Below are 20,245 nucleotides of genomic sequence, written 5' to 3'. Positions count from 1 at the left end.
GCTCAGATGTACCGGCCCTCGAACCAGGCCCGTACGGCCACGGTGTGCAGGGGGAAGGCGAGTTCGTCCGCCCTGCGCAGGAGGTGCCAGCCCTCCGTCTCGTCGGTGGCCGCTGAGGGCGGCAGGCTTTCGACCGGGCGTTCCGGGAGGAGACCGAACAGCAGCAGGTGCCCGTCGGGCGAGCTCATGGCGTCGACGAGGCGTACCTCGCGGGCGGCCGCGTCGATGCCGGTTTCCTCCTTGAGTTCGCGTACGACGGCCTGCCGCCAGTCCTCCCGGTCGTCGATGTAGCCGCCGGGCAGGGCCGTGCCCCCGCGCGCGGGAGCGACGGTTCGGGTGATGACGACCAGGGCGGTGCCCTTGGTGTCGTAGACGGGCTGGAGGGCCACCGCGACCGGGAGTGGATTGCGGTAGGCCACGGCGCCGCAGACCGGGCAGGTGCGGGGCCAGCCGGAGACGCCCTCTCCGTAGGGCGTGCCGCAGCTCGAACAGTGGGAGTCCGGCGCGGAGTTGGAACTGGAGTGCTGAGTTTCGGACACGCGGCGGACTGTAGCCGATCACGGAGAGGGCGTCTCGGGCAGGCTGCTCAGTGGGCGCCGGTGAGCGACTTCCTGGACACGGGGAAGTCGAAGTAGGTGTCCGGGTAGGGCTCGGGCTTGTAGGTGTAGTGCCACCACTCCTCTGCCAGGTTCACGAAGCCGAGGCCTTCCAGGGTGTTCTTGAGCAGCAGCCGGTTGGCGCGCTGTTCGCCCTGGATGCGTGGGTCGAGGGTGTGCGAGAGGGTGTCGAAGCAGTCGAAGCCGGTCCCCATGTCGATCGAGTTGTCGGGGAACCGCTCGCCCTTGGGTGCGAAGCACGGCACAAGGGGCTCTTCGGGGTGGTACGGCCGGGTCGGCTTCGCCGGCAGCCTCACGAGTGTGATGTCCAGTGTCGATCCGCGGCTGTGGCCGGACTTCTCGGCGATGTAGCCGTCGGCGAACAGCCGGGTCTTGTCGACGTTCGGGTAGAACTCGCCCTTCATCGCCTCGTCGTCCAGGTCCTCGGCCCAGCGGACGAAGTGGTCCACCGCGCGCTGCGGCCGGTAGCAGTCGTACACCTTGAGTGTGTAGCCCTGGCGCAGGAGCTTCCTCTGGGCCTTGTGGAGAGCTTGTGCGGCGGGGCGGGTGAGGATGCAGGTCGGCTGGAGGTAGCCGTCAATGCGCTCGCCGACGAAGTTGTGCGGGGTGACGTAGCGCATCTCCTGGATGATCGTCGGGTCCACGCTTCTCAGCGCCACGAAGTCCTTCGGCGCCTTGGGCTCGGTCTGGGCCTGGGCGGTCGCGGTGGAGGCGGTCGCTGCCAGCAAGGCGGCGAACGCCGTGATGAGGCCGCGTGCCACGGTGGTGAGTCGTGTCATGGCCCTTGCATCTACCAGGAGACGGTCCCTTCGGGGAAGGGATGCCCAATTCCGGAACGCCGTGGCAGACTTCTGACGTTCCGTCAGATTCGGCTGCGGGGAGGGACTGTGTCGCGTTCACGAACACCTGTGGTGGCGGGGTGGTTCGCCGGGGACGGTGACGCCTTCCGGCTGCTCGGCACGCGCTGTGCGGCGTGCGCCTCGGTCTTCTTCCCGCGTGAGGACCGCCACTGCCGCAACCCCTCTTGTAAGGGTGAGGAGTTGGAAGAGGTCGCGCTGTCGCGACGGGGCCGCGTCTGGTCGTACACGGACAGCCGGTATCGGCCGCCGTCACCCTATGTGAGCGATCCGGAACTTCCGTGGGAGCCGAGCGCGTTGATCGCTGTGGAGCTGGAGGCCGAGCGGATCGTGGTGCTGGGACAGGCGGCTCCCGGGGTCATCGTCGCGGATCTGACGGTGGGTATGGAGGCGGAGGTCGTGCCCGGAGTGCTCCATGAGGACGCGGAGACGACCTGGACGACGTGGCACTGGCGGCCGACGGGGGTGACGGCATGACGGAAGAGGTGGCGGTGCTCGGCGCGGGCATGCACCCGTGGGGCAAGTGGGGGCGGAGCTTCGTCGAGTACGGCGTCGCGGCGGCCCGGGTGGCGCTCGCCGACGCCGGTCTGGACTGGCGGGACATCGGCTCGATCATCGGAGCGGACACGGTGCGTGGCGGCTATCCGGGGTATGTCGCCGGAGCGACGTTCGCGAAAGCACTGGGCTGGCAGGGGGCCCGGGTCACGAGCGTGTACGCGGCGTGCGCGTCCGGGGCGCAGGCCGTCGACACGGCACGGGCCCAGATACTCTCCGGACTCGCCGACGCGGTGCTCGTGGTGGGGGCCGATGCCGCTCCCAAGGGATTCTTCCGCCCCGCGGGCGGGGACCGGCCCGACGATCCCGACTGGCTGCGCTTCCGGATCCTCGGGGCGACCAACCCGGTGTACTTCGGGTTGTACGCCCGGCGGCGCATGGCTCTGCACGGCGACACGGCGGATGACTTCGCGCGGGTGAAGGTGAAGAACGCCGCGATGGGCGCGCTGAACCCCAAGGCGCGCTACCGCAGCCCGGTCACCGCCGAGGAGGTCGCCGCCTCCGCTGTCGTCGCCGACCCGCTGCGGCTGCTCGACATCTGTGCGACCTCCGACGGCGGTGCGGCGGTGGTGCTTTCGAGCATGGAGTTCGCGCGGCGGCACGGGCATGCGGAGCCGGTGCGGATCCGGGCCGTGTCCACGGTGACGCCGCGTTACCCGAACACCGTGCTGGACCTGCCGGACATCGCCACGGACTCCGCCGTGGCGGTGGATCCGCCCGGCGAGACGTTCCGGAGGTCGATCGCCCTGGCGGCCTACGAGGAGGCGGGAGTCGGGCCGGAGGACCTGTCACTGGCCGAGGTCTACGACCTGTCCACAGCGCTCGAGTTGCAGTGGTACGAGGACTTGGCGCTGTGCGGCGAGGGCGAGGGCGTGAAGCTGCTGAGGGACGGGGCGACGGCACTGGGCGGACGAATACCGGTGAACGTCAGCGGTGGACTGGCTTCCTTCGGCGAGGCGGTGCCGGCGCAGGCGATCGCCCAGGTGTGCGAGCTGGCCTGGCAGTTGAGGGGCGACGCGGGTGACCGGCAGGTCGCTGGGGCGCGTGTGGGTATCAGCGCGAACCAAGGGCTGTTCGGGCATGGGTCGGCGGTGATCGCGGTGCGGTGATCGCGGTGCCGTCGCGAGTGAGCTGGTCATGGGGCCGCGGCAGGCCGTGGTCCTACGCTGTGTGACCACGCCGGAATCCTGCGTGAACGTCTCATGAACTGAGCTTGGGCGTGCGCCCGTGGAGTCATCATGCTGCCGTGCACTCCTGGACGGATACTCTCCGCTTCGCCTTCCAGCCGGTGGTCAATCTGACGACCGGCGCGGTCGCGGGGCTGGAGATACTCGCCCGCCCGGAGACCGGCGACATCCTGGCCGAGGCCCGCCGGGATCCCGAGCTCGACTGCCGGCTGGCGGTGTCGGCGGTACGCGCGGCGGTGCGCAAGGAGACCCTGCTTCCGCTGTTCGTCAACGTGTTCGCCGGTACCCTCGCCGACCTCGGCGGCCTCCCTTCACTGCACGCCGCCGTGCGCGAGGCGGGACGGTTGCCGTGGGAGGTGACGATCGACGTCTGTCCGCCGTACACGCACGTGCCGCAGCAGGCACTGCTGGAGGCGGTGACCGCGCTGCGTGGCCAGGGCTTCCGGATCTGCGCGGACGGCGTCGGGGACGGGGAAGTGCCCTTGCGGCTGCTCTCGGACATCGCGCCCGGCCTGGTGAAGCTGGACGCGTCGCTGCTGGCGCGGCCGGCCGTGGTGCGGTCGATGCGGACGCTGTGCGACGAACTGGGGGCGCTCCTGGCGGTCGAGGGCGTGGAGACCGAAGGGCAGTGCGCGACGGCGCTGGCGGCAGGGGCGCAGCTGGCACAGGGCGAGCTGTTCGCGCCGCCGGCGCGGCTGCCCGCCGCGGACGTCTACGTCCCGCCCCGCTCCCCCGCCGACCTGAGGGTGCCGCGGTCCGGGCCGTCGGTGCGCGAGTTCGTCCGGCCCGCCGCGCTGCTGCCCGCCACGGCGTCCGCGGGTCAGGTGCGGGCGCTGCTGACGGGGTCGCCGGACGTGTCAGGGGTGCTGCTCGTGGACACCGCGGGGGTGCCGGTCCGGTCGGTGCACCGGTCCCGCTTCCTGCTGTCGATGTCGGGGCGCTACGGGCATGCCCTGTACGCCGACCGGCCCGCGGCGAAGCTCGGCGACCCGCCGCGGACGGTGGGCGTCGACGCCACCGCCTGGGAGGTCCTGGACGTGGTGGCGGTCGGCGAGCGGGACCGTACGTCGGACGACGTGGCCGTCGTGGACGAGTACGGGCGGTGTGTGGGAGTGGTACGGCTCGCGGACCTGGTGCGAGCGCTGGCCGAGACCCGAGTGGAGGAAGCGGCGGGGCTCAATCCGCTGACGCGTCTGCCCGGCTCGGACGCGATCACCGGTGAGGTGGACCGGCGGATCGCGGCCGGGCGGCCGTTCGCGCTCAGCTGGCTGGATGTCGATCACTTCAAGCAGGTCAACGACGGGGCCGGCTTCGCGGCGGGAGACGAGCTGATCCGGGCGGTCGGACGGGCGCTGCAGCAGGCCGCGACGGACAGCGCGCGCGTGGGGCACATCGGCGGGGACGACTTCCTGGTACTCGCCGATCCGGAGGGTCTCGATCCGCTGGCCACCGCTGTGCTGGACGCCCCTTGGTCGGCGGGAGGACGGCCGGTCACGCTGTCGCTCGCCACGGTGCTGTGCGCGCCGGGCGCTGTGACGGATCACCGCCAGGCGGCAGCCTGCCTGGCACCGTTGAAGAAGGCGGCGAAGTCGTTGCGCGGGGCGAGTTGGGTGCTGGGCCGCGCGGGCCTGCCCGGGCATGAGACCCGCCGGGGCGCCGAGCCGGTACCGGCACCTGCGGGGCATGGGGTGGCGGAGCCGGGTGGGGGTTCAGGTGCGTGACACCACGTAGGGGGAGGACCGAGACAGGTACTGGGCTCTGACGGGTCTGTACGGCCGCTCAGGGGGGCTCTGGTCTTGCGGTTGAGAAACCGCCAGGTCAGGTGGATGCTGGTGGCTAGCAAGCGAGGAGTCAGGTGCGGCTGGGCGAGTGCCGACGGTCGGAGCTCAGCGGAGGCCGGACCCCACCAGCAGAGCCTCGCGCGGCTCACCCAGGCCGCGCGGTGGCCCCGACCAGATCTGAACAACGACCCGACCGAGCGCCGTCAGGCCGTGCAACCGGCCACCCGGCCCGGCAGGAGCCCGGCCGCCGTCACAAGGCCGTCAACCGTTGCGGTCGGCGACCTTGACGCCCCTTGGGTGCCGGTGAACACTTCCGGTGGCAGTCGACATCGCCGTACATTCTCGGCGTATTCCGGCACTGCGGCGCGTGGGCGCGCCTGTGCCAAGGCCCATTCCTCCACGGGTGATTCGGCTGCGACGGCACGCTCGTCACGGATGCCGGGCGGGGCACGGGATCGCGGTATCTCCCTGCCTTCGGCTGAAGTCGCCTTGGGAAACGCACCCTGCACGTGAGGACCGGGGCGGACCGTCCCGGGCCACGGCCTAGGAGCCGCCATGACTAACGGAGACATCTTCGTCGGCGAGATGATCGGCACGGCGATCCTGATCCTGTTCGGCGCCGGCGTGTGCGCCGCCGTCACCCTGAGATTCTCGAAAGCCCGCGCCGCCGGATGGGTGGTGATCGCGTTCGGCTGGGGCTTCGGCGTGCTGGCCGGCGCGTACACCGCCGCTCCCCTCTCCGGAGGGCAGCTCAACCCGGCCGTCACCTTCGGCCTCGCCGTCGACACCGGCGTGTGGGACAAGGTCTGGGTCTACCTGCTGGGGCAGATGGCCGGCGCCATGATCGGGGCCGTCCTGTGCTACCTCGTGTACTTCGCCCAGTTCCAGGCCAACGTGCGCAAGACGGGCACCACGGAGGGCACAGCGGACGAACCGCTTCCGACGCTGGGCATCTTCTCCACGATCCCCGAGATCCGGAACCCTGTGGCCAACCTGGTCACCGAGATCCTCGCGACCATCGCCCTGGTGCTGCCCCTCCTCGCCCTGGTGGGCAACAACAGGAAAGTCGAGGGCATCGGGGTCGGCCTGATCCCGGGCGGTAACGGCATCTACGGGTCCGGCATCTCGATCCTCCTGGTCGCTCTCCTGGTCGTCGGCATCGGCCTGTCCCTCGGTGGTCCCACCGGCTATGCCATCAACCCGGCACGTGACCTCGGCCCGCGCATCATCCACTCCGTCCTGCCGATCCCGAACAAGGGAACGTCCGACTGGGGGTACTCGTGGATCCCCGTCGCCGGCCCATTGATCGGCGGACTACTGGGTGGCGTCATCTACAACGCAGCCTTCTGAACCAGCCCAAGGGGTAGCCATGACGGACAACGCCGAGAAGTACGTCGCAGCGATCGACCAGGGCACCACGTCGAGCCGCTGCATCGTCTTCAACCAGGACGGCGCGATCGTCGCCGTCGACCAGCGCGAGCACCGCCAGATCTTTCCCAAACCTGGCTGGGTGGAGCACGACGCCACCGAGATCTGGTCCAAGGTGCAGGCCGTGGTGGCCGGGGCGATCGCCAAGGCCGGACTGCGCGCCGACCAGCTGAGCGCGCTCGGGATCACGAACCAGCGCGAGACGACCCTCCTGTGGGATCGCGCGACGGGAAAGCCGGTGCACAACGCCATCGTGTGGCAGGACACGCGGACGGCGGCGCTGTGCAACCAGCTGGGCGGCTCGGACGGGCAGGACCGGTTCCGCGAGCAGACGGGGCTGCCGCTGGCCACCTACTTCTCCGGGCCCAAGGCCGCCTGGCTGCTCGACAACGTGCCTGACCTGCGGGGGCGTGCCGAACGCGGTGAGATCGCCTTCGGCACGATGGACTCCTGGCTGATCTGGAACCTCACCGGCGGCACGGACGGCGGGCAGCACGTCACCGACGTGACCAACGCGGGCCGCACCATGCTTATGAACCTGGAGACCCTCCAGTGGGACTCCTCGATCCTCTCAGCGATGAACATCCCCGAAGCGATGCTGCCCGAGATCCGGTCCTCCGCCGAGGCGTACGGCACCGCTGTCGGCCAGCTCGCCGGCGTGCCCGTGGCCTCCGCGCTGGGCGACCAGCAGGCGGCCGTGTTCGGCCAGGCCTGCTACGACGTGGGCACGGCGAAGAACACGTACGGCACGGGAAGCTTCCTGCTGCTCAACACCGGCAACCGCCCGGTGCCGTCGAAGAGCGGTCTGCTGACGACGATGGGCTACAAGATCGGCACTGAGGCGCCGGTCTACTGTCTGGAGGGGTCGATAGCCATAACGGGCGCGCTGGTCCAGTGGTTCCGCGACCAGCTCGGCATCATCCGGACCGCCGACGAGATCGAGCCCCTGGCGGCGAGCGTGGAGGACAACGGCGGCTCGTACATCGTGCCGGCGTTCTCGGGCCTGTTCGCGCCGTACTGGCGCTCCGACGCGCGTGGCGTGATCACCGGACTCACCCGGTACGTCACGAAGGCACACCTCGCGCGTGCGGTGCTGGAGGCGACGAGCTGGCAGACGCGCGAGGTCGTGGACGCCATGTACCAGGACTCGGGGGTGCAGATCACCACCCTGAAGGTGGACGGCGGCATGACGAAGAACAATCTACTCATGCAGCACCAGGCGGACGTGCTCGATGTCCCGGTGGTGCGGCCCAAGGTCTCCGAGACGACCTGTCTGGGCGCCGCGTACGCGGCCGGTCTGGCCACCGGGGTGTGGAACGACCTGGACGAGCTCAAGGCGCACTGGCAGAAGGACGTCGAGTGGACGCCGTCGATGGAGGCGTCGGTGCGGGACCGCGAGTACCACAACTGGCGCAAGGCCGTGGAGAAGAGCTTCGGCTGGGAGGAGGACGGCGAGAGCTGACCACGCGCGCGTGGGGCCTCGTTTTCCGGTCTGCGGCCCGTACCCCGGTCGGCGGGGGTGCGGGCCGCGCCGGTGGGTCGGGCCCGCGTCAGGTGGTCACCGTAGGGCGTTGGCCGGCCGCGTACGCCATGGCGTGCTGGACGACGCCGATGAGTGCTTCCTTGACCGACTCACGGTCGCGGGCGTCGCACATCAGGAGGGGTACGCCGTCGTCGAGGTCGAGGGCCTGGCGGACGTCCTCGATCGGGTAACGCGGGGCGCCCTCGAAGCAGTTGACGCCGACGAGGAAGGGGATCGAGCGCCGTTCGAAGTAGTCGACGGCGGCGAAGCAGTCCTCCAGGCGGCGGGTGTCGGCGAGCACGACGGCACCGAGCGCGCCTTCGGAGAGCTCGTCCCACATGAACCAGAACCGCTCCTGGCCGGGCGTGCCGAAGAGGTACAGCACCAGGTCCTCGCGGAGTGTGATGCGGCCGAAGTCCATGGCCACGGTCGTGGTGTGCTTGCCTTCCACGCCGCTGGTGTCGTCGATCGGGCGACCGGCCTCGGTGAGCAGTTCCTCGGTGCGCAGCGGCCTGATCTCGCTGACCGCGCCGACGAGCGTGGTCTTGCCCACGCCGAAGCCGCCGGCCACCAGGATCTTGAGCGTGACGGGCTCGACCGGAGGCTTGCCGCGCTCAGAACGCCCGAAGATCATCGATCTCTTCTCCTGCTTGATGGGGGTCGGGCGACGGCGGGCCATAGCCTCCGCCGCCGGGGGTTTCGATGACGAGAACGTCGCCGGTGACGACGTCCGCGGAGTCGCTGCCGCCGAGTGCGGTCACGGTGCCGTCGGCGTGTTCCACCCGATTGGCGCCGAGAGCACCCGGCTCGCCGCCCGCCATGCCGTACGGGGCGACACGTCGGTGCTGGGACAGCGTGGAGACGGTCATGGGCTCCAGGAAGCGGATGCGGCGCACGGCGCCGTCCCCGCCGCGCCACCGGCCGGCGCCGCCGCTGCCGCGCCGGACCGCGAACTCCTCGAGGCGCACGGGAAGCCGCCACTCCAGGACCTCGGGGTCGGTGAGGCGTGAGTTGGTCATGTGGGTCTGGACGACGGGTGCGCCGGGGAAGCCGTCACCCGCGCCGGAGCCCGAGGCGACGGTCTCGTAGTACTGGTGGCGTTCGTTCCCGAAGGTGACGTTGTTCATGGTTCCGGAGCCCTCGGCCTGGACGCCGAGCGCCGCGTAGAGGGCACCGGTGATGGCCTGTGAGGTCTCCACGTTGCCGGCGACGACAGCGGCCGGCGGCTCGGGGGCGAGCAGGGAGCCGGGCGGTACGACGATGCTCAGGGGACGCAGACAGCCGTCGTTGAGGGGGATCTCGTCGGCTACGAGGGTGCGGAAGACGTAGAGGACGGCCGCGTTGACGACCGAGAAGGGCGCGTTGAAGTTGGTGGGCAGTTGCGCCGACGTGCCGGTGAAGTCGATGGTGGCCGCGCGGTTCTCGCGGTCCACGCGCACGCGTACGCGGATGACGGCGCCCGAGTCGGTCTCGTAGGCGTACTCGCCGTCGTCGAGGGCGTCGATGACGCGGCGTACGGCCTCTTCGGCGTTGTCCTGGACGTGTCTCATGTAGGCCTGGACCACGTCGAGGCCGAAGTCCTCGATCATGCGGCCGACCTCGTCGACGCCCTTCTGGTTGGCGGCGATCTGGGCGCGCAGGTCGGCGAGGTTGGTCTTCGGGTTGCGGGAGGGGTACGGCGCCTCGGTGAGGAGGCGAAGGGTCTCGTCCTCGCGGAAGCGGCCGTCCTCGGCGAGCAGCCAGTTGTCGAAGAGGACGCCCTCCTCCTCGATGGTGCGGCTGCCGGCGGGCATGGAGCCGGGGGCGATGCCGCCGATCTCGGCGTGGTGGCCGCGTGAGGCGACGTAGAAGAGGAGAGTCGGGTCACTCTCCGTGACGTCCGACGGTGTGGTGTCGAAGACCGGGGTGATCACGGTGACGTCGGGCAGGTGGGTGCCGCCGTGGTACGGGTCGTTGACGGCGTAGGTGTCGCCCGGGCGCATGCGGGAGCCGCGCCGACGGATGACCTCTTTGACGCTCGTGCCCATCGAGCCCAGGTGGACGGGGATGTGCGGGGCGTTGGCCACCAGGTTTCCGTCCGGGTCGAACAGGGCGCAGGAGAAGTCCAGGCGCTCTTTGATGTTGACGGACTGGGCGGTGGACTCGAGGCGGGCGCCCATCTGTTCGGCGATGGACATGAAGAGGTTGTTGAAGACCTCAAGCAGAACCGGGTCGACTTTCGTGTCGAGATCGGAACTCTGCGTAATCGCGGCGCGTTCCATGACCAGATGCCCGTCGTCGGTCGCCGCGGCCTGCCAGCCGTTGTCGACGACGGTCGTCGCGCCGGCTTCGGTGATGATCGCCGGGCCGGTGACGGTGCCGCCGGGGGGAAGGCCCTCGCGGCGGTGGAGGGGTACGTCGCGCCAGGCACCGCCCGTGTGGAGGCGGACGGTCTGCGGCGCTGCGGGGCTGCCGTCGGCGGTGGCTTCGTAAGGCGCGAGAGCGGAGAGATCGGGGGGTTCGGTGATGCCGGTGGCTTCGACGGAGAGGGCTTCGACGACGATCGGCCGGTCGAGCGTGAAGGAGTACGTGGCGCGATGACGTTCTTCGAAGGCGTGCCGCATCGTGCCGGGCTCGGTCAGCTCGACGGTGAGGGTGGTGTCGGTGCCGTCGTAGCGGAGCTGCGCGCGGCGGGTGATCTCGATGTGTTCCTCGGGGACGTCCTCGGCGCGGAGTTCGGCGCGCGCCGCCGCTTCCAGGTCTTCGGCGGTCTTGCGGACGCCGGGCATGGAGGCGGGTTCCAGGGGGGCCTCGACGGACTGTTCGCGCATGGCAGTGGTGTCGGCGAGGCCGATGCCGAGTGCGGAGAGGACACCGGCCATGGGCGGCACGAGGACGGTGCGGATGCCGAGGGAGTCGGCGACCATGCAGGCGTGCTGGCCGCCGGCGCCGCCGAACGTGGTGAGGGCGTAGCGGGTGACGTCATGGCCCTTCTGGACGGAGATCCGCTTCACGGCCGACGCGATGTTCGCGACGGCGATCTGCAGGTACCCCTCGGCGACCTGTTCGGGGGTGCGGTCGTCGCCGGTCTGCTCGCGGATCTCGCGCGCGAGGGCGGTGAAGCGGTCCCGGACGAGTGCCTCGTCGAGGGGCTCGTCGCCGTTCGCGCCGAACACCTTCGGGAAGTGGGCGGGCTGGATGCGGCCGAGGACGACGTTGGCGTCGGTGACCGCGAGCGGGCCGCCGCCCCGGTAGCAGGCGGGCCCGGGGTCCGCGCCCGCCGAGTCCGGCCCTACGCGGTAGCGGGAGCCGTCGAAGTGCAGGACCGAGCCCCCGCCGGCCGCCACGGTGTGGATGTCGAGCATGGGGGCGCGGAGCCGGACACCGGCGATCCGGCTGGTGAAGACGCGTTCGTACTCACCCGCGAAGTGGGAGACGTCGGTGGAGGTGCCGCCCATGTCGAAGCCGATGACGCGGTCGAAGCCGGCCAGCTGCGACATGCGGGCCATGCCGACGATGCCACCGGCCGGCCCGGACAGGATGGCGTCCTTGCCGCGGAACTGCCCGGCCTCGGTGAGACCGCCGTTGGACTGCATGAACATCAGCCGTACGCCCTCGAGTTCGTCGGCGACGTGCCGGACGTAGCGGCGCAGTACGGGCGAGAGGTAGGCGTCGACGACGGCGGTGTCCCCGCGGGGGACGAGTTTCATCAGGGGGCTGGCCTCGCTGGAGAGCGAGATCTGAGGGAAGCCGATGCGGGCGGCGAGTTCCCCGACGGCCTGTTCGTGGGCGGGGTGCAGGTGGCTGTGCATGCAGACCACGGCCACGGCCCGGATCCCGTCGTCGTACGCCTCCCGGAGGGGCCCGGCGAGGGCGTCGAGGCCGGGTGCGAGCAGGACGGTGCCGTCGGCGGCGATGCGCTCGTCGACCTCGATGACTCGTTCGTACAGCAGCTCGGGCAGTTCGATGCGGCGGGCGAAGATGCTCGGGCGGTTCTGGTAGGCGATGCGCAGGGCGTCGCGGAAGCCGCGGGTGATGACCAGCAGGGTGCGCTCGCCCTTGCGCTCCAGGAGGGCGTTGGTGGCGACCGTGGTCCCCATGCGTACGGTCTCGACGGGGTCGCCGGAGTCGGCCAGCAGGGTGCGGACGCCGTGGACCGCCGCGTCGGCGTAGCGGGCCGGGTTGTCCGACAGGAGCTTGTGCGTGAGCAGCCGGCCGTCCGGGCGTCGCGCGACGACGTCGGTGAAGGTGCCGCCTCGGTCGACCCAGAACTGCCAGCCTGTCACGTCAGTACCCCGCTTCCGCGCTGCTCACAGCGCCCGGAGGCCGTTGATCACGTCGCGCAGAATACTCTCGTCCGGCAGTTCGGCAGGGGGTACGGGCCGGTTCACATGGACGAATTCCGAGTCCACGAGATCTCCGACAAGGACCCGTACCACCCCGATCGGCAGGTCGAGTTCCGCTGCGAGTTCGGCGACCGACTGCGGGACGTCACGGCACAGCTCGACGATGTCCACGTGCTCCGGGGAGAGCATGTGGTCGGCTTCCGGGTCGTCCGCGTGCGGTTCCGTGACCACGACCGCGATCAGGTCCAGGCGGTGCTGGCCCTGACTGCTGGTGCGGCCGCGTGTCATGGCGTACGGACGGACGACCGGTCCGGCTTCGTCGTCGAACCAGTGGCTTCTTCCCTGACCGTCAGCGCTCATGTCATCCCACTACCCGCCCGCGGGCAGATCGGTGCGCGGAGCGGCACCCAGATGTACGCCCACCCGCTTCACGAGGAGCGTCATCTCGTAGGCGACCTGGCCGACGTCCGAGTCGGCGTCCGAGAGGACGGCGAGGCAGCTGCCGTCACCGGCGGCGGTCACGAACAGGAAGGCGTCGTCGAGCTCGACGACGGTCTGGCGGACGTTGCCGGCCTCGAAATGACGTCCCACACCCTTGGCGAGGCTGTGGAACCCGGAGGCGACGGCGGCCAGGTGCTCGCTGTCCTCCCTGGTCAGGTCCCTGGACACCCCCGTCGGCAAACCGTCGCTGGAAAGCACGAGGGCCTTGCGGATGCTCGCGACGCGGTCCACCAGATCGTCGAGGAGCCAGTTCAGCTCCCCCTTGATGGTCGCGGTGTGGCCGGTCGCCTTCGGTGCGGTCATCGACCGTCCCCCTCTGTCGTTCCTTGTCGTGCTGCGCCGCTGTGGGCGGCATCGCCCGCGGCGTTCTCATCACGGCCGCGCTGCCAGCCGCGCTGGAGCGAGGCCATGCGGCTGCGTACTTCCTCGGCGTCGCGTTCGACGGGCTCGGCCTTGTCCTCCGTACGCGGCTCGGCCCCCCGCTTCAGCTGCGGAGCCAGGTTGGCCTGCCGAACGCGCCGGGGCAGCGGCGTGGTGCCGGAGCCGGTGTCCTGTGGCGCGGCACCGGTGCCGGCCGCGTGGCGCGTGGGCCCGCCGGTGTTCTCCGGCGCGGGTCCGGAGCGGTGGTCGGGTGCGTCCGGGCCGCTGGATGCGATCTCCGCGCGACGGGTGCGCTTGGGCAGAGTGGGGGGTTCCGACCGGTCGCCGGCGGCACTGCCGGGCGTAGCCGGGGAGTCGGTGCGGTCGGCGTCGCGGCCGGCCGCGCCGATGGCCGGGCGAGCGGATTCCGTCCCCCGGCGACGGGCCGGCAGTGGCGGCGGTGCGTCGGTCCGCGCCTCGCCTCGCCGGGTGCCGGCCGAGGCGTCCTCGGTACGGCGCCGGACCGGAAGCGCGGGGTCCGGCCCCGGCCGGCCCACGGCCCGTCCGCTCGCGGACTCCTCGCCCCGGCGACGCGAGGGGAGCGAGGATGTGGCCCCCGATTCCGCTCGGCCGGTGGCCGTGGTGGGCTCCTCGTCGGTCTTCCCCCGACGGGGGCGCTGCTCGGTGACCGGGCGCCCGTGCGAGCTGACCAGCTTGGGGGTGTGGCGGCGGGGCGGGACGGCCGGAGCGCCGAGCTCGTCGTCGGAGTCGGTCCGGTCCTGTCCGCCGCCGGCGTCGCTCTGCTGCTGTGGATCGGGGCGGCCGGCTGTCTCGTCCTGGGCGCGGGCGAGCGAGTGGCGGGGGCGGAACAGGGCGCCGTGTCCGCTGTTCTCGTCCTCGAGGGAGCCGGGGAAGCCGCCGATGGCGTCCAGGTCCACCGGGGCCTCCAGCTCGACCGGGCCGTCCAGGAGGGAGGCAGGCAGGCCGGGACGCTGTGCGGGCGCCTGGGACAGGGCGGCGCGGCGGCTGTCCTGCGGCTCGCTGTCGGTGGCCAGCTGGGGGCGGTCGAGACGGAACCCGATGCCGTTCGTGTCAGGGATGTCGTCCGTCAGCAGCGCGTCGGGGATGAAGACGACGGCGGTCGTGCCTCCGTACGGGGAGGGCTGCAGGGAGACCCGGACGTTCTGTCGCTGGGCGAGCCGGCTGACCACGAACAGACCGAGCCGGTCGGTGTCGGACAGCTCGAACTCCGGCGTCTCGGCGAGCCGGAGGTTGGCGTCCAGGAGCGCTTCGGCGGCCATTCCGAGGCCGCGGTCGTGGATCTCCAGGGTGAAGCCGTTGGCGACCCGCTCGCCCAGGACCTGGACGGCGGTGTGCGGCGGCGAGAAGACCGTGGCGTTCTCCAGGAGTTCGGCCACGAGATGGGTGAGGTCGGCGACGGCCGGGCCGGTGACGGCGATACGCGGAAGGCGGCGGACCTCGATGCGTTCGTAGTCCTCGACCTCGGCGACGGCGGCGCGTACGACGTCCATGAGCTGGACGGGCTTGCGCCACTGACGGGAGGGGGCGGCACCGGAGAGGATCACGAGGCCCTCGGCGTGCCGGCGCATGCGGGTGGTCAGGTGGTCGAGGCGGAACAGGTCGGCGAGTTCCTCGGTGTCCTCGGTCCTGCGCTCCATGGCGTCGAGCAGGGTGAGCTGCCGGTGGAGCAGGACCTGGCTGCGGCGCGCGAGGTTGACGAAGACCTCGGAGACGCCGGCGCGCAGCTCGGCCTGTTTGACGGCGGCTTCGACGGCGGCGCGCTGCAGGGTGTTGAGGGCCTGGCCGACCTCGCCCATCTCGTTCTTGTCGTACTCCAGGTGCGGGACCTCGGTCTCGACGTCGACCTGTTCGCCCGCGGAGAGCCGGCGCATCACGCTGGGCAGCCGTACCCCGGACGCCTCGTGGGCCTCCAGACGCAGCTGCCGCAGATCGCGGATGAGGGTGCGGCCGACGCGCACGGACAGGAAGAGGGAGACCAGGAGCGCGAGCAGGCCGAGTACGCCGGCGACGACCGCCTTGGCGATGACGCCCATGGCCACCGGATCGACGCGGTCCTGGTAGCGGTCGTTGGCCTGGTCGTTGAGGGTGCCGAGCTCGTCGAGCACGTTGCCGGCGGCGCTGTCCCAGCTCTTCGCGGAGACGCCGCGGGGGGCTCCGGTCCCGGAGGAGACGGCCGCTTCCTCGGCCACGCGCAGTGGAGCGGAGGAGGCGTTCTTCCAGAAGCTCTCGTAGCGGTCGCGCTCCGCGACGGGCAGCAGCGGCAGGTTGGCGTCGTACATCAGGGTGCGCTGGGCCACGAGGTCGGAGATGTCGCGCTCTTCGGAGTGGGAGATCTCGCCGACGATCAGGGCGGAGCCGAGGAGGGCGTCCTCACGGGAGAGGAGTTCGCGGGCGCGGGCGAGATTGACCAACGCGCGGTACTGCTTGTCCAGTTCGACGTTGTCGACCACGTGCAGGTTGGCCAGGAGGACGTAGCAGGGGTCGACCAGCCGGTTGTAGAGGTCGAGGGCCTGAGAGCGGTTGACGGTGCCGTCCTCGACACTGCTGCGCAGCGACTCGATGCCTTCGAAGGCGTCCAGGACCGCGGTCAGCCGCTCGTCGGTGTCCTCGCCCATCGCGTCGCGCACGTCCGGATTCCGGGCGTTCTCGCGGATGCTGCCGACGGCCTTGTCGGTGGCGGACCGGCTGCGCCGGAGCGCTGCGAGCCCGTCGGAGCCGCGGGGGTCGGCGAGGTAGACGAGGGTCTGGCGGCGTTCCTCCTGGAGGACGCGGACGGTGTCCTCCATGGGGTAGGCGATCTTCTCCACCACGGACGACACGTTGAACAGGTCGGCCGCCTCACGCCCCGTGAGCACCGTGGCGAAGGCCCAGATCGCGCTCAGGGACACCAGCGGCACGAGAAGCAGCGCCACGATCTTCCGGCGGATGGACTTCCCGCGAAAGCGCATGGCCTCCCCCAGCTCGGGCCCCCGGCCTACCGGGGGTACACATGTGCGTCAACAAACGGCGCGAGCCTACTACCGACCCACAGGGAACTCGAAGACCGGTCCGGAAGGTGAACTTCCGCGCCAGCCACGAGGCATGGGGAGTTGTCCGGGCATTACGGGAGTTGTCTCCCCGAAACCGATGGCGGCCGTGCCGGCCGATCGCCGTGACCCGCCAGGGCGGTTGGCTGAAATTTTTCGGTTCTTGGGAATCTTCGTGGTGGGTTGTTCGTCCTTCTCTACGGGAGATGGGGGCGGAATCGGCCACAGGAGCCGCATCCCGCACCTGGGCGGCGTAAAACAGCGCAAGCCGGGCAGCCACTGGGGAGCACGGGTCTTCGGATGCGAGCGAGCGGTCTGCTGGCGGTGGGGAGTGACACGTTGATGGGCACGGCGGAGCGGCGCGGGACGCCCAGGGCTGGTGGGGCGCATGTGCCGGGGTATCGGAATCGCGAGGCGACTGATCGCGACATTCCGGCTGAGGAGACGGAGACCAGGGCTCACGAAAGAGCGGCCCTGGCTCACGAGGTGGGCCGCGGCGGACGCGAGCAGCGGTACAACCGGCCCCTGTGGGTCGAGGAGCCGGCCCGGCGACGGCGGTTGCCGGATCCGGTACGGACGGCGGCCGTGCGGGCGGTGCTCCTCATAGCCTTGACGCTGATCCAGGCGATGGTGGCCTTCCTGTGCACGATGGCCGGGTCCTGGCTGGCGTTCCCCATGGTGATCAGCAGCGTGGTCAGCACGATCGCGGCCACCTGGGGAGCCCTCGACGTGTGGGTGACGCGTCAGGTCTGGAACCAGCGCAACGGCGTGGTGTCCATGCCCAGCAGCACGGCACGGGCCCTGCGCCGCGAGCGGCGCCGGTCCCGACGGCAGGCACGCGCGGCCGTACGGGCCCAGGAGCGGATACGCCGGCGGAGCGGGGCCGGGCAGTTGTCCCACTCGTGAGGAGTGACGGCCGGGACCCCGGCGAGGCATCCGGACCTGGGAGCGGACGCCCGGCCGATGCCCTTGCCGGTACTCCTCACCGTGCGGCGGACTGCACCCGCTCCTCCCCCGCGCCCCGAGCGAGTTCGCGTCGCGCCCGCATGAACGGGCGCGGGCGGTCCACGGCGAGCACCGCGGTCGTCCGGCCGTCCCGCTCGTACCGGGCGAGGAAGCCGCCCTCGGCCGGTGCGCCGTCGGAGAGCGCGCCCTCGGTGATGCGGACGGTGTCGCCGTCCGTGCGCCGGCCGGCGAACTGGATGCGGGCGCCGTACTGGTCGGACCAGAAGTAGGGCACGGCGGTCGCGGTCTCGACGGTTCGTCCGGCAAGCAGGTTGGTCACGGCGGCTCTGGGCTGCTGGGTGGCCGACGTCCAGTGCTCGGCGCGGGTGCCGCCGACGCGGGCGACGTCGCCGACGGCGACCACCTGGGGCAGGGTCGTCGCACAGCCGTCGTCGCACAGGACGCCGTCGTGCAGGGCCAGGGCCGAGCCGACCAGCCACGCGGTGTTGGGGGTGGCACCGATTCCGACGATCACGATGTCGGCGGGGAGCGTGCGGCCGTCGGTGAGGTCCACGCCGGTGACGGTGGTGGTGCCCCGCAGTCCGGCCACTCCGGTGCCGGTGACCAGGTCCACCCCGCCACGGTGGTGCAGTGAAGCGCACACGGCGGCCATCTCGGCGCCGAGTTGGGGCACCAGTGGGAGCGGGGCGGCCTCGACGACGGTGACGGAGTGGCCGAGGGAGGAGCAGGAGGACGCGGTCTCGGCGCCGATGAAGCCGCCGCCGATGACGACGACGCGGCACGGGCCACGGGTGAGTTCCTCGCGCAGGGCACGGGCGTCGTCGAGGGTGCGCAGCGTGTGTACGCCGGCGAGGGTGTCGCCCGGGAGACGGCGGGCCGAGGCGCCCGTGGCGATGACGACACCGTCGGTGGCCACGGTGCGGCCGTCGTCGAGCAGCACGGTGCGGCCGCGGGCGTCGAGGGCGCGGGCACGGACGCCGAGGATCCACTCCGCGCCGAGTTCGGTGGTCTCCTCGCTGTCGGTGAGGGCGAGTTGGGTCTCGTCGGCTCGGCCGGTGAGGAAGTCCTTGGAGAGGGGAGGCCGGTCGTAGGGGTGGTGAGGTTCGTCGCCGACGATCACCAGACGCCCGTCGTAGCCCTGGGCACGCAGTTCCCGGGCCGCGTACAGGCCGGAGAGGGAGGCGCCGACGATGGTCACGGTTCGCATGCGGCATGCCTCCTCGCGGCGCCCCACGCACTCGCCTCACCGGTCGCGGCACGCCTGATCACGGCATCCGCCCTGCCGGCTCCGCCGCTGCCGGTCTCCGGGGCGCCGGCTCCGCCAGCGGTGACGCGCCTGCTCCCTGCTGCCGGCGGGCGGGCCGCACCGCTCGCGCGGCCTTCGCGTTTCGCGTTCACGCGGCCGTCCCCTCCTCCGCTGCGAGGTGGACGTGGATGAGGCCGTCCTCGACGGTGACGCTGTGGGTGCGGACGGCGCGGCGGGCCGGGAGGCAGGTCGGGCGGCCCGTACGCAGGTCGAACGAGGCGGCGTGCAGCGGGCATTCGACCAGGCAGCCCTCCAGCCAGCCCTCGGAGAGGGAGGCGTCCTGGTGGGTGCAGGTGTCGTCGATGGCGTAGAGGTCACCGTCGTCGGTGTGGAACACGGCGACGGGCGGTGTCGTCTCGATGCGGACGGATTCGCCCTTGGAGAGGTCTTCGAGGCGGCAGACGGGAATCACGGGCCCCCCTTTCGGTCCGGGACGTGGCCGGACCGTTCGGCCAGACTGTAGGCAGTTCATGGAGTGCCACGGACCGGGGCGGGTCCGGGCACGGAGAGGTGTGTGTTGATGCCGTCGTCCGGTCGCGCCGTCAGGACCGAGTCCCCCTGCCGGGAGCTCGTCCCCTTCCGAGATCCGGACGCTTCGGTAACATGATGTTTCACATGGCGCATTGGCAAGCGCTATACGCAACAGAATCCGGGCGGGGCGACCGTCGCGTCAAGGGTTTCCCGAAGATGCGGCCCAAACAGGGCCGGCAGGTGGTGAGAGTTCAGCCATGACCCGCACGCAGAAGCAGTCCGACCGCGATGAGAACCCGCCGGAGAACCCCTCGGAGAGCACGGCGAAGCCGGGGGGCAGAGGCGCGGCGAGTGCCGTGCAGTCGGTGGATCGTGCCGTGAGCGTCCTGGAGATCCTCGCCCGGCACGGTGAGGCGGGCGTCACCGAGATCGCCGACGAGCTGGACGTGCACAAGTCCACGGCGTTCCGGCTCCTCGGCGTCCTGGAGAACCGCGGCCTGGTGGCCCAGGCGAAGGACCGCGGCAAGTACTACCTGGGCGCCGGCGTACTGCGCCTCGCGGGGGCGGCGGCAGTGCGGCTGGACGTCTCCCAGGAGGGCGTCCCGGTGTGCCGGGAACTCGCCGATGAGCTGGGCGAGACGGTCAACATCGCGGTTCTGGACGACGACGCGGCGGTCAACATCATGCAGGCCCGCGGCACCGCCTCCGTCACCGCGCAGAACTGGCTCGGCCGCCGTACCCCGCTGCACGCCACGTCCAGCGGCAAGGTGCTGTTCGCCCATATGCCGCCGACCCTGCGCGAGGGCCTGCTGGCGCGCCCGCTGCACCGCTTCACGGAGCGCACGGTCACGGTCGCGTCCATGCTGCGCGGCGAGTTGGACACCGTCGTGCAGCAGGGCTACGCGATCACGGTCGAGGAGCTGGAGATCGGCCTCGCCGCGGCGGCGTCGCCCATCCGCTCGCACGACGGCAAGGTCATCGCGTCGCTGAGTGTCTCGGGGCCGGTGTACCGGCTGAGCCAGGAGCGGCTGCCCGAGCTGGCGAAGCGCACGGAGGCGGCGGCGGCCGAACTGTCCCGTCGTATGGGATACGGCTTCTGACGTAGCCCGGGCCGGTCGGCCGGGACGTAGGGCACACAGCGCGGGACCAGGTGAAATCCCTGGTCCCGCGCTGTTGTGTGTCCGCTGTGTTTCGCCCGTCCCGTTCCGTTTTCCAAGGCTTGACTCGTACCTCTTGACGGCTCCTTGATGCGATTCCCACTATGTTCCTCATCGCGCAACCCATCGTGCACTGCGCAACAG

The 20,245-nt window shown here is 71.0% G+C and carries 16 protein-coding genes; 7 read left to right on the top strand and 9 right to left on the bottom strand.

Annotated elements, in window-relative coordinates:
- Window positions 1-2: 2 nt before the first annotated feature.
- Window positions 3-539, bottom strand: coding sequence for an NUDIX domain-containing protein (locus ACZ58V_RS38200; RefSeq protein WP_468198839.1), 537 nt, complete (start codon window positions 537-539; stop codon window positions 3-5).
- Window positions 540-586: 47 nt separating this feature from the next.
- Complete coding sequence (locus tag ACZ58V_RS38195) at window positions 587-1,396, bottom strand: M15 family metallopeptidase (protein ID WP_468198841.1); 810 nt, start codon at window positions 1,394-1,396, stop codon at window positions 587-589.
- A 129-nt stretch (window positions 1,397-1,525) separates the two neighbouring features.
- Between ACZ58V_RS38195 and ACZ58V_RS38190 the strand changes: the two genes are divergently transcribed.
- The 5 genes from ACZ58V_RS38190 to glpK all read left to right on the top strand — a co-directional run bounded on the left by ACZ58V_RS38190 (window position 1,526) and on the right by glpK (window position 7,887).
- Window positions 1,526-1,951 carry a Zn-ribbon domain-containing OB-fold protein gene (locus tag ACZ58V_RS38190; protein WP_471295853.1) on the top strand — a complete coding sequence of 142 codons (426 nt, stop codon included), beginning with the start codon at window positions 1,526-1,528 and terminating at the stop codon, window positions 1,949-1,951.
- Window positions 1,948-3,138: a lipid-transfer protein gene (locus ACZ58V_RS38185; protein ID WP_471295831.1), complete on the top strand. Its 1,191-nt coding sequence runs from the start codon at window positions 1,948-1,950 to the stop codon at window positions 3,136-3,138. Before ACZ58V_RS38190 ends, ACZ58V_RS38185 begins: the two co-directional genes overlap by 4 nt.
- A 137-nt stretch (window positions 3,139-3,275) precedes the next feature.
- On the top strand, window positions 3,276-4,937 hold the full coding sequence (locus ACZ58V_RS38180; protein ID WP_468198846.1) for an EAL domain-containing protein: 1,662 nt from the start codon (window positions 3,276-3,278) through the stop codon (window positions 4,935-4,937).
- Between the two features lie 615 nt (window positions 4,938-5,552).
- Window positions 5,553-6,347 carry an MIP/aquaporin family protein gene (locus ACZ58V_RS38175; protein ID WP_468198848.1) on the top strand — a complete coding sequence of 265 codons (795 nt, stop codon included), beginning with the start codon at window positions 5,553-5,555 and terminating at the stop codon, window positions 6,345-6,347.
- A gap of 19 nt (window positions 6,348-6,366) precedes the next feature.
- Window positions 6,367-7,887 (top strand): glycerol kinase GlpK, encoded by a 1,521-nt coding sequence (glpK, locus tag ACZ58V_RS38170; RefSeq protein ID WP_468198851.1) that lies wholly within the window; start codon window positions 6,367-6,369, stop codon window positions 7,885-7,887.
- Window positions 7,888-7,975: 88 nt separating this feature from the next.
- Here glpK and ACZ58V_RS38165 read toward each other — a convergent pair whose 3' ends face one another.
- The 5 genes from ACZ58V_RS38165 to ACZ58V_RS38145 are packed head-to-tail and all read right to left on the bottom strand — an operon-like array spanning window position 7,976 to window position 16,123.
- Window positions 7,976-8,581: a GTP-binding protein gene (locus tag ACZ58V_RS38165; protein WP_468198853.1), complete on the bottom strand. Its 606-nt coding sequence runs from the start codon at window positions 8,579-8,581 to the stop codon at window positions 7,976-7,978.
- Window positions 8,562-12,212 (bottom strand): hydantoinase B/oxoprolinase family protein, encoded by a 3,651-nt coding sequence (locus ACZ58V_RS38160; RefSeq protein WP_471295827.1) that lies wholly within the window; start codon window positions 12,210-12,212, stop codon window positions 8,562-8,564. Before ACZ58V_RS38160 ends, ACZ58V_RS38165 begins: the two co-directional genes overlap by 20 nt.
- 24 nt (window positions 12,213-12,236) lie before the next feature.
- Entirely contained in the window at window positions 12,237-12,632 is a 396-nt protein-coding gene (locus ACZ58V_RS38155) for a DUF742 domain-containing protein (RefSeq protein ID WP_189726348.1), read from the bottom strand.
- Between the two features lie 9 nt (window positions 12,633-12,641).
- A complete protein-coding gene (locus tag ACZ58V_RS38150; RefSeq protein WP_468198859.1) occupies window positions 12,642-13,076 on the bottom strand; it encodes a roadblock/LC7 domain-containing protein in 435 nt (144 codons plus the stop codon).
- The gene (locus ACZ58V_RS38145) at window positions 13,073-16,123 is read right to left on the bottom strand and encodes a sensor histidine kinase (RefSeq protein WP_471295825.1); all 3,051 of its coding nucleotides are present in this window, start codon (window positions 16,121-16,123) and stop codon (window positions 13,073-13,075) included. Before ACZ58V_RS38145 ends, ACZ58V_RS38150 begins: the two co-directional genes overlap by 4 nt.
- A gap of 420 nt (window positions 16,124-16,543) precedes the next feature.
- Between ACZ58V_RS38145 and ACZ58V_RS38140 the strand changes: the two genes are divergently transcribed.
- A complete protein-coding gene (locus ACZ58V_RS38140) occupies window positions 16,544-17,107 on the top strand; it encodes a hypothetical protein (RefSeq protein WP_471295851.1) in 564 nt (187 codons plus the stop codon).
- 76 nt (window positions 17,108-17,183) lie between these two features.
- On the opposite strand, the gene ACZ58V_RS38135 is transcribed toward ACZ58V_RS38140, so the two are convergent.
- Together ACZ58V_RS38135 and ACZ58V_RS38130 are read right to left on the bottom strand one after the other, a co-directional pair.
- Complete coding sequence (locus ACZ58V_RS38135) at window positions 17,184-18,374, bottom strand: NAD(P)/FAD-dependent oxidoreductase (protein WP_471295822.1); 1,191 nt, start codon at window positions 18,372-18,374, stop codon at window positions 17,184-17,186.
- 187 nt (window positions 18,375-18,561) lie between these two features.
- A complete protein-coding gene (locus ACZ58V_RS38130) occupies window positions 18,562-18,885 on the bottom strand; it encodes a bifunctional 3-phenylpropionate/cinnamic acid dioxygenase ferredoxin subunit (protein ID WP_468198865.1) in 324 nt (107 codons plus the stop codon).
- Between the two features lie 316 nt (window positions 18,886-19,201).
- On the opposite strand from ACZ58V_RS38130, the gene ACZ58V_RS38125 reads away from it, so the two are divergent.
- Complete coding sequence (locus tag ACZ58V_RS38125; RefSeq protein WP_468198867.1) at window positions 19,202-20,044, top strand: IclR family transcriptional regulator; 843 nt, start codon at window positions 19,202-19,204, stop codon at window positions 20,042-20,044.
- Window positions 20,045-20,245: the final 201 nt, after the last annotated feature.

The sequence above is a fragment of the Streptomyces sp. NPDC040589 genome (genome assembly GCF_055594445.1).
This window is presented reverse-complemented; position numbering and strand designations above follow the sequence as displayed.

Bases quoted from the DNA above. Each gene is read 5' to 3' on its own strand.
- ACZ58V_RS38150 (WP_468198859.1), bottom strand. From the start codon at position 13,076: ATGACCGCACCGAAGGCGACCGGCCACACCGCGACCATCAAGGGGGAG.
- ACZ58V_RS38145 (WP_471295825.1), bottom strand. From the start codon at position 16,123: ATGCGCTTTCGCGGGAAGTCCATCCGCCGGAAGATCGTGGCGCTGCTT.
- ACZ58V_RS38125 (WP_468198867.1), top strand. From the start codon at position 19,202: ATGACCCGCACGCAGAAGCAGTCCGACCGCGATGAGAACCCGCCGGAG.
- ACZ58V_RS38195 (WP_468198841.1), bottom strand. From the start codon at position 1,396: ATGACACGACTCACCACCGTGGCACGCGGCCTCATCACGGCGTTCGCC.
- ACZ58V_RS38135 (WP_471295822.1), bottom strand. From the start codon at position 18,374: ATGCGAACCGTGACCATCGTCGGCGCCTCCCTCTCCGGCCTGTACGCG.
- ACZ58V_RS38175 (WP_468198848.1), top strand. From the start codon at position 5,553: ATGACTAACGGAGACATCTTCGTCGGCGAGATGATCGGCACGGCGATC.
- ACZ58V_RS38165 (WP_468198853.1), bottom strand. From the start codon at position 8,581: ATGATCTTCGGGCGTTCTGAGCGCGGCAAGCCTCCGGTCGAGCCCGTC.
- ACZ58V_RS38185 (WP_471295831.1), top strand. From the start codon at position 1,948: ATGACGGAAGAGGTGGCGGTGCTCGGCGCGGGCATGCACCCGTGGGGC.
- ACZ58V_RS38155 (WP_189726348.1), bottom strand. From the start codon at position 12,632: ATGAGCGCTGACGGTCAGGGAAGAAGCCACTGGTTCGACGACGAAGCC.
- ACZ58V_RS38140 (WP_471295851.1), top strand. From the start codon at position 16,544: ATGGGCACGGCGGAGCGGCGCGGGACGCCCAGGGCTGGTGGGGCGCAT.
- glpK (WP_468198851.1), top strand. From the start codon at position 6,367: ATGACGGACAACGCCGAGAAGTACGTCGCAGCGATCGACCAGGGCACC.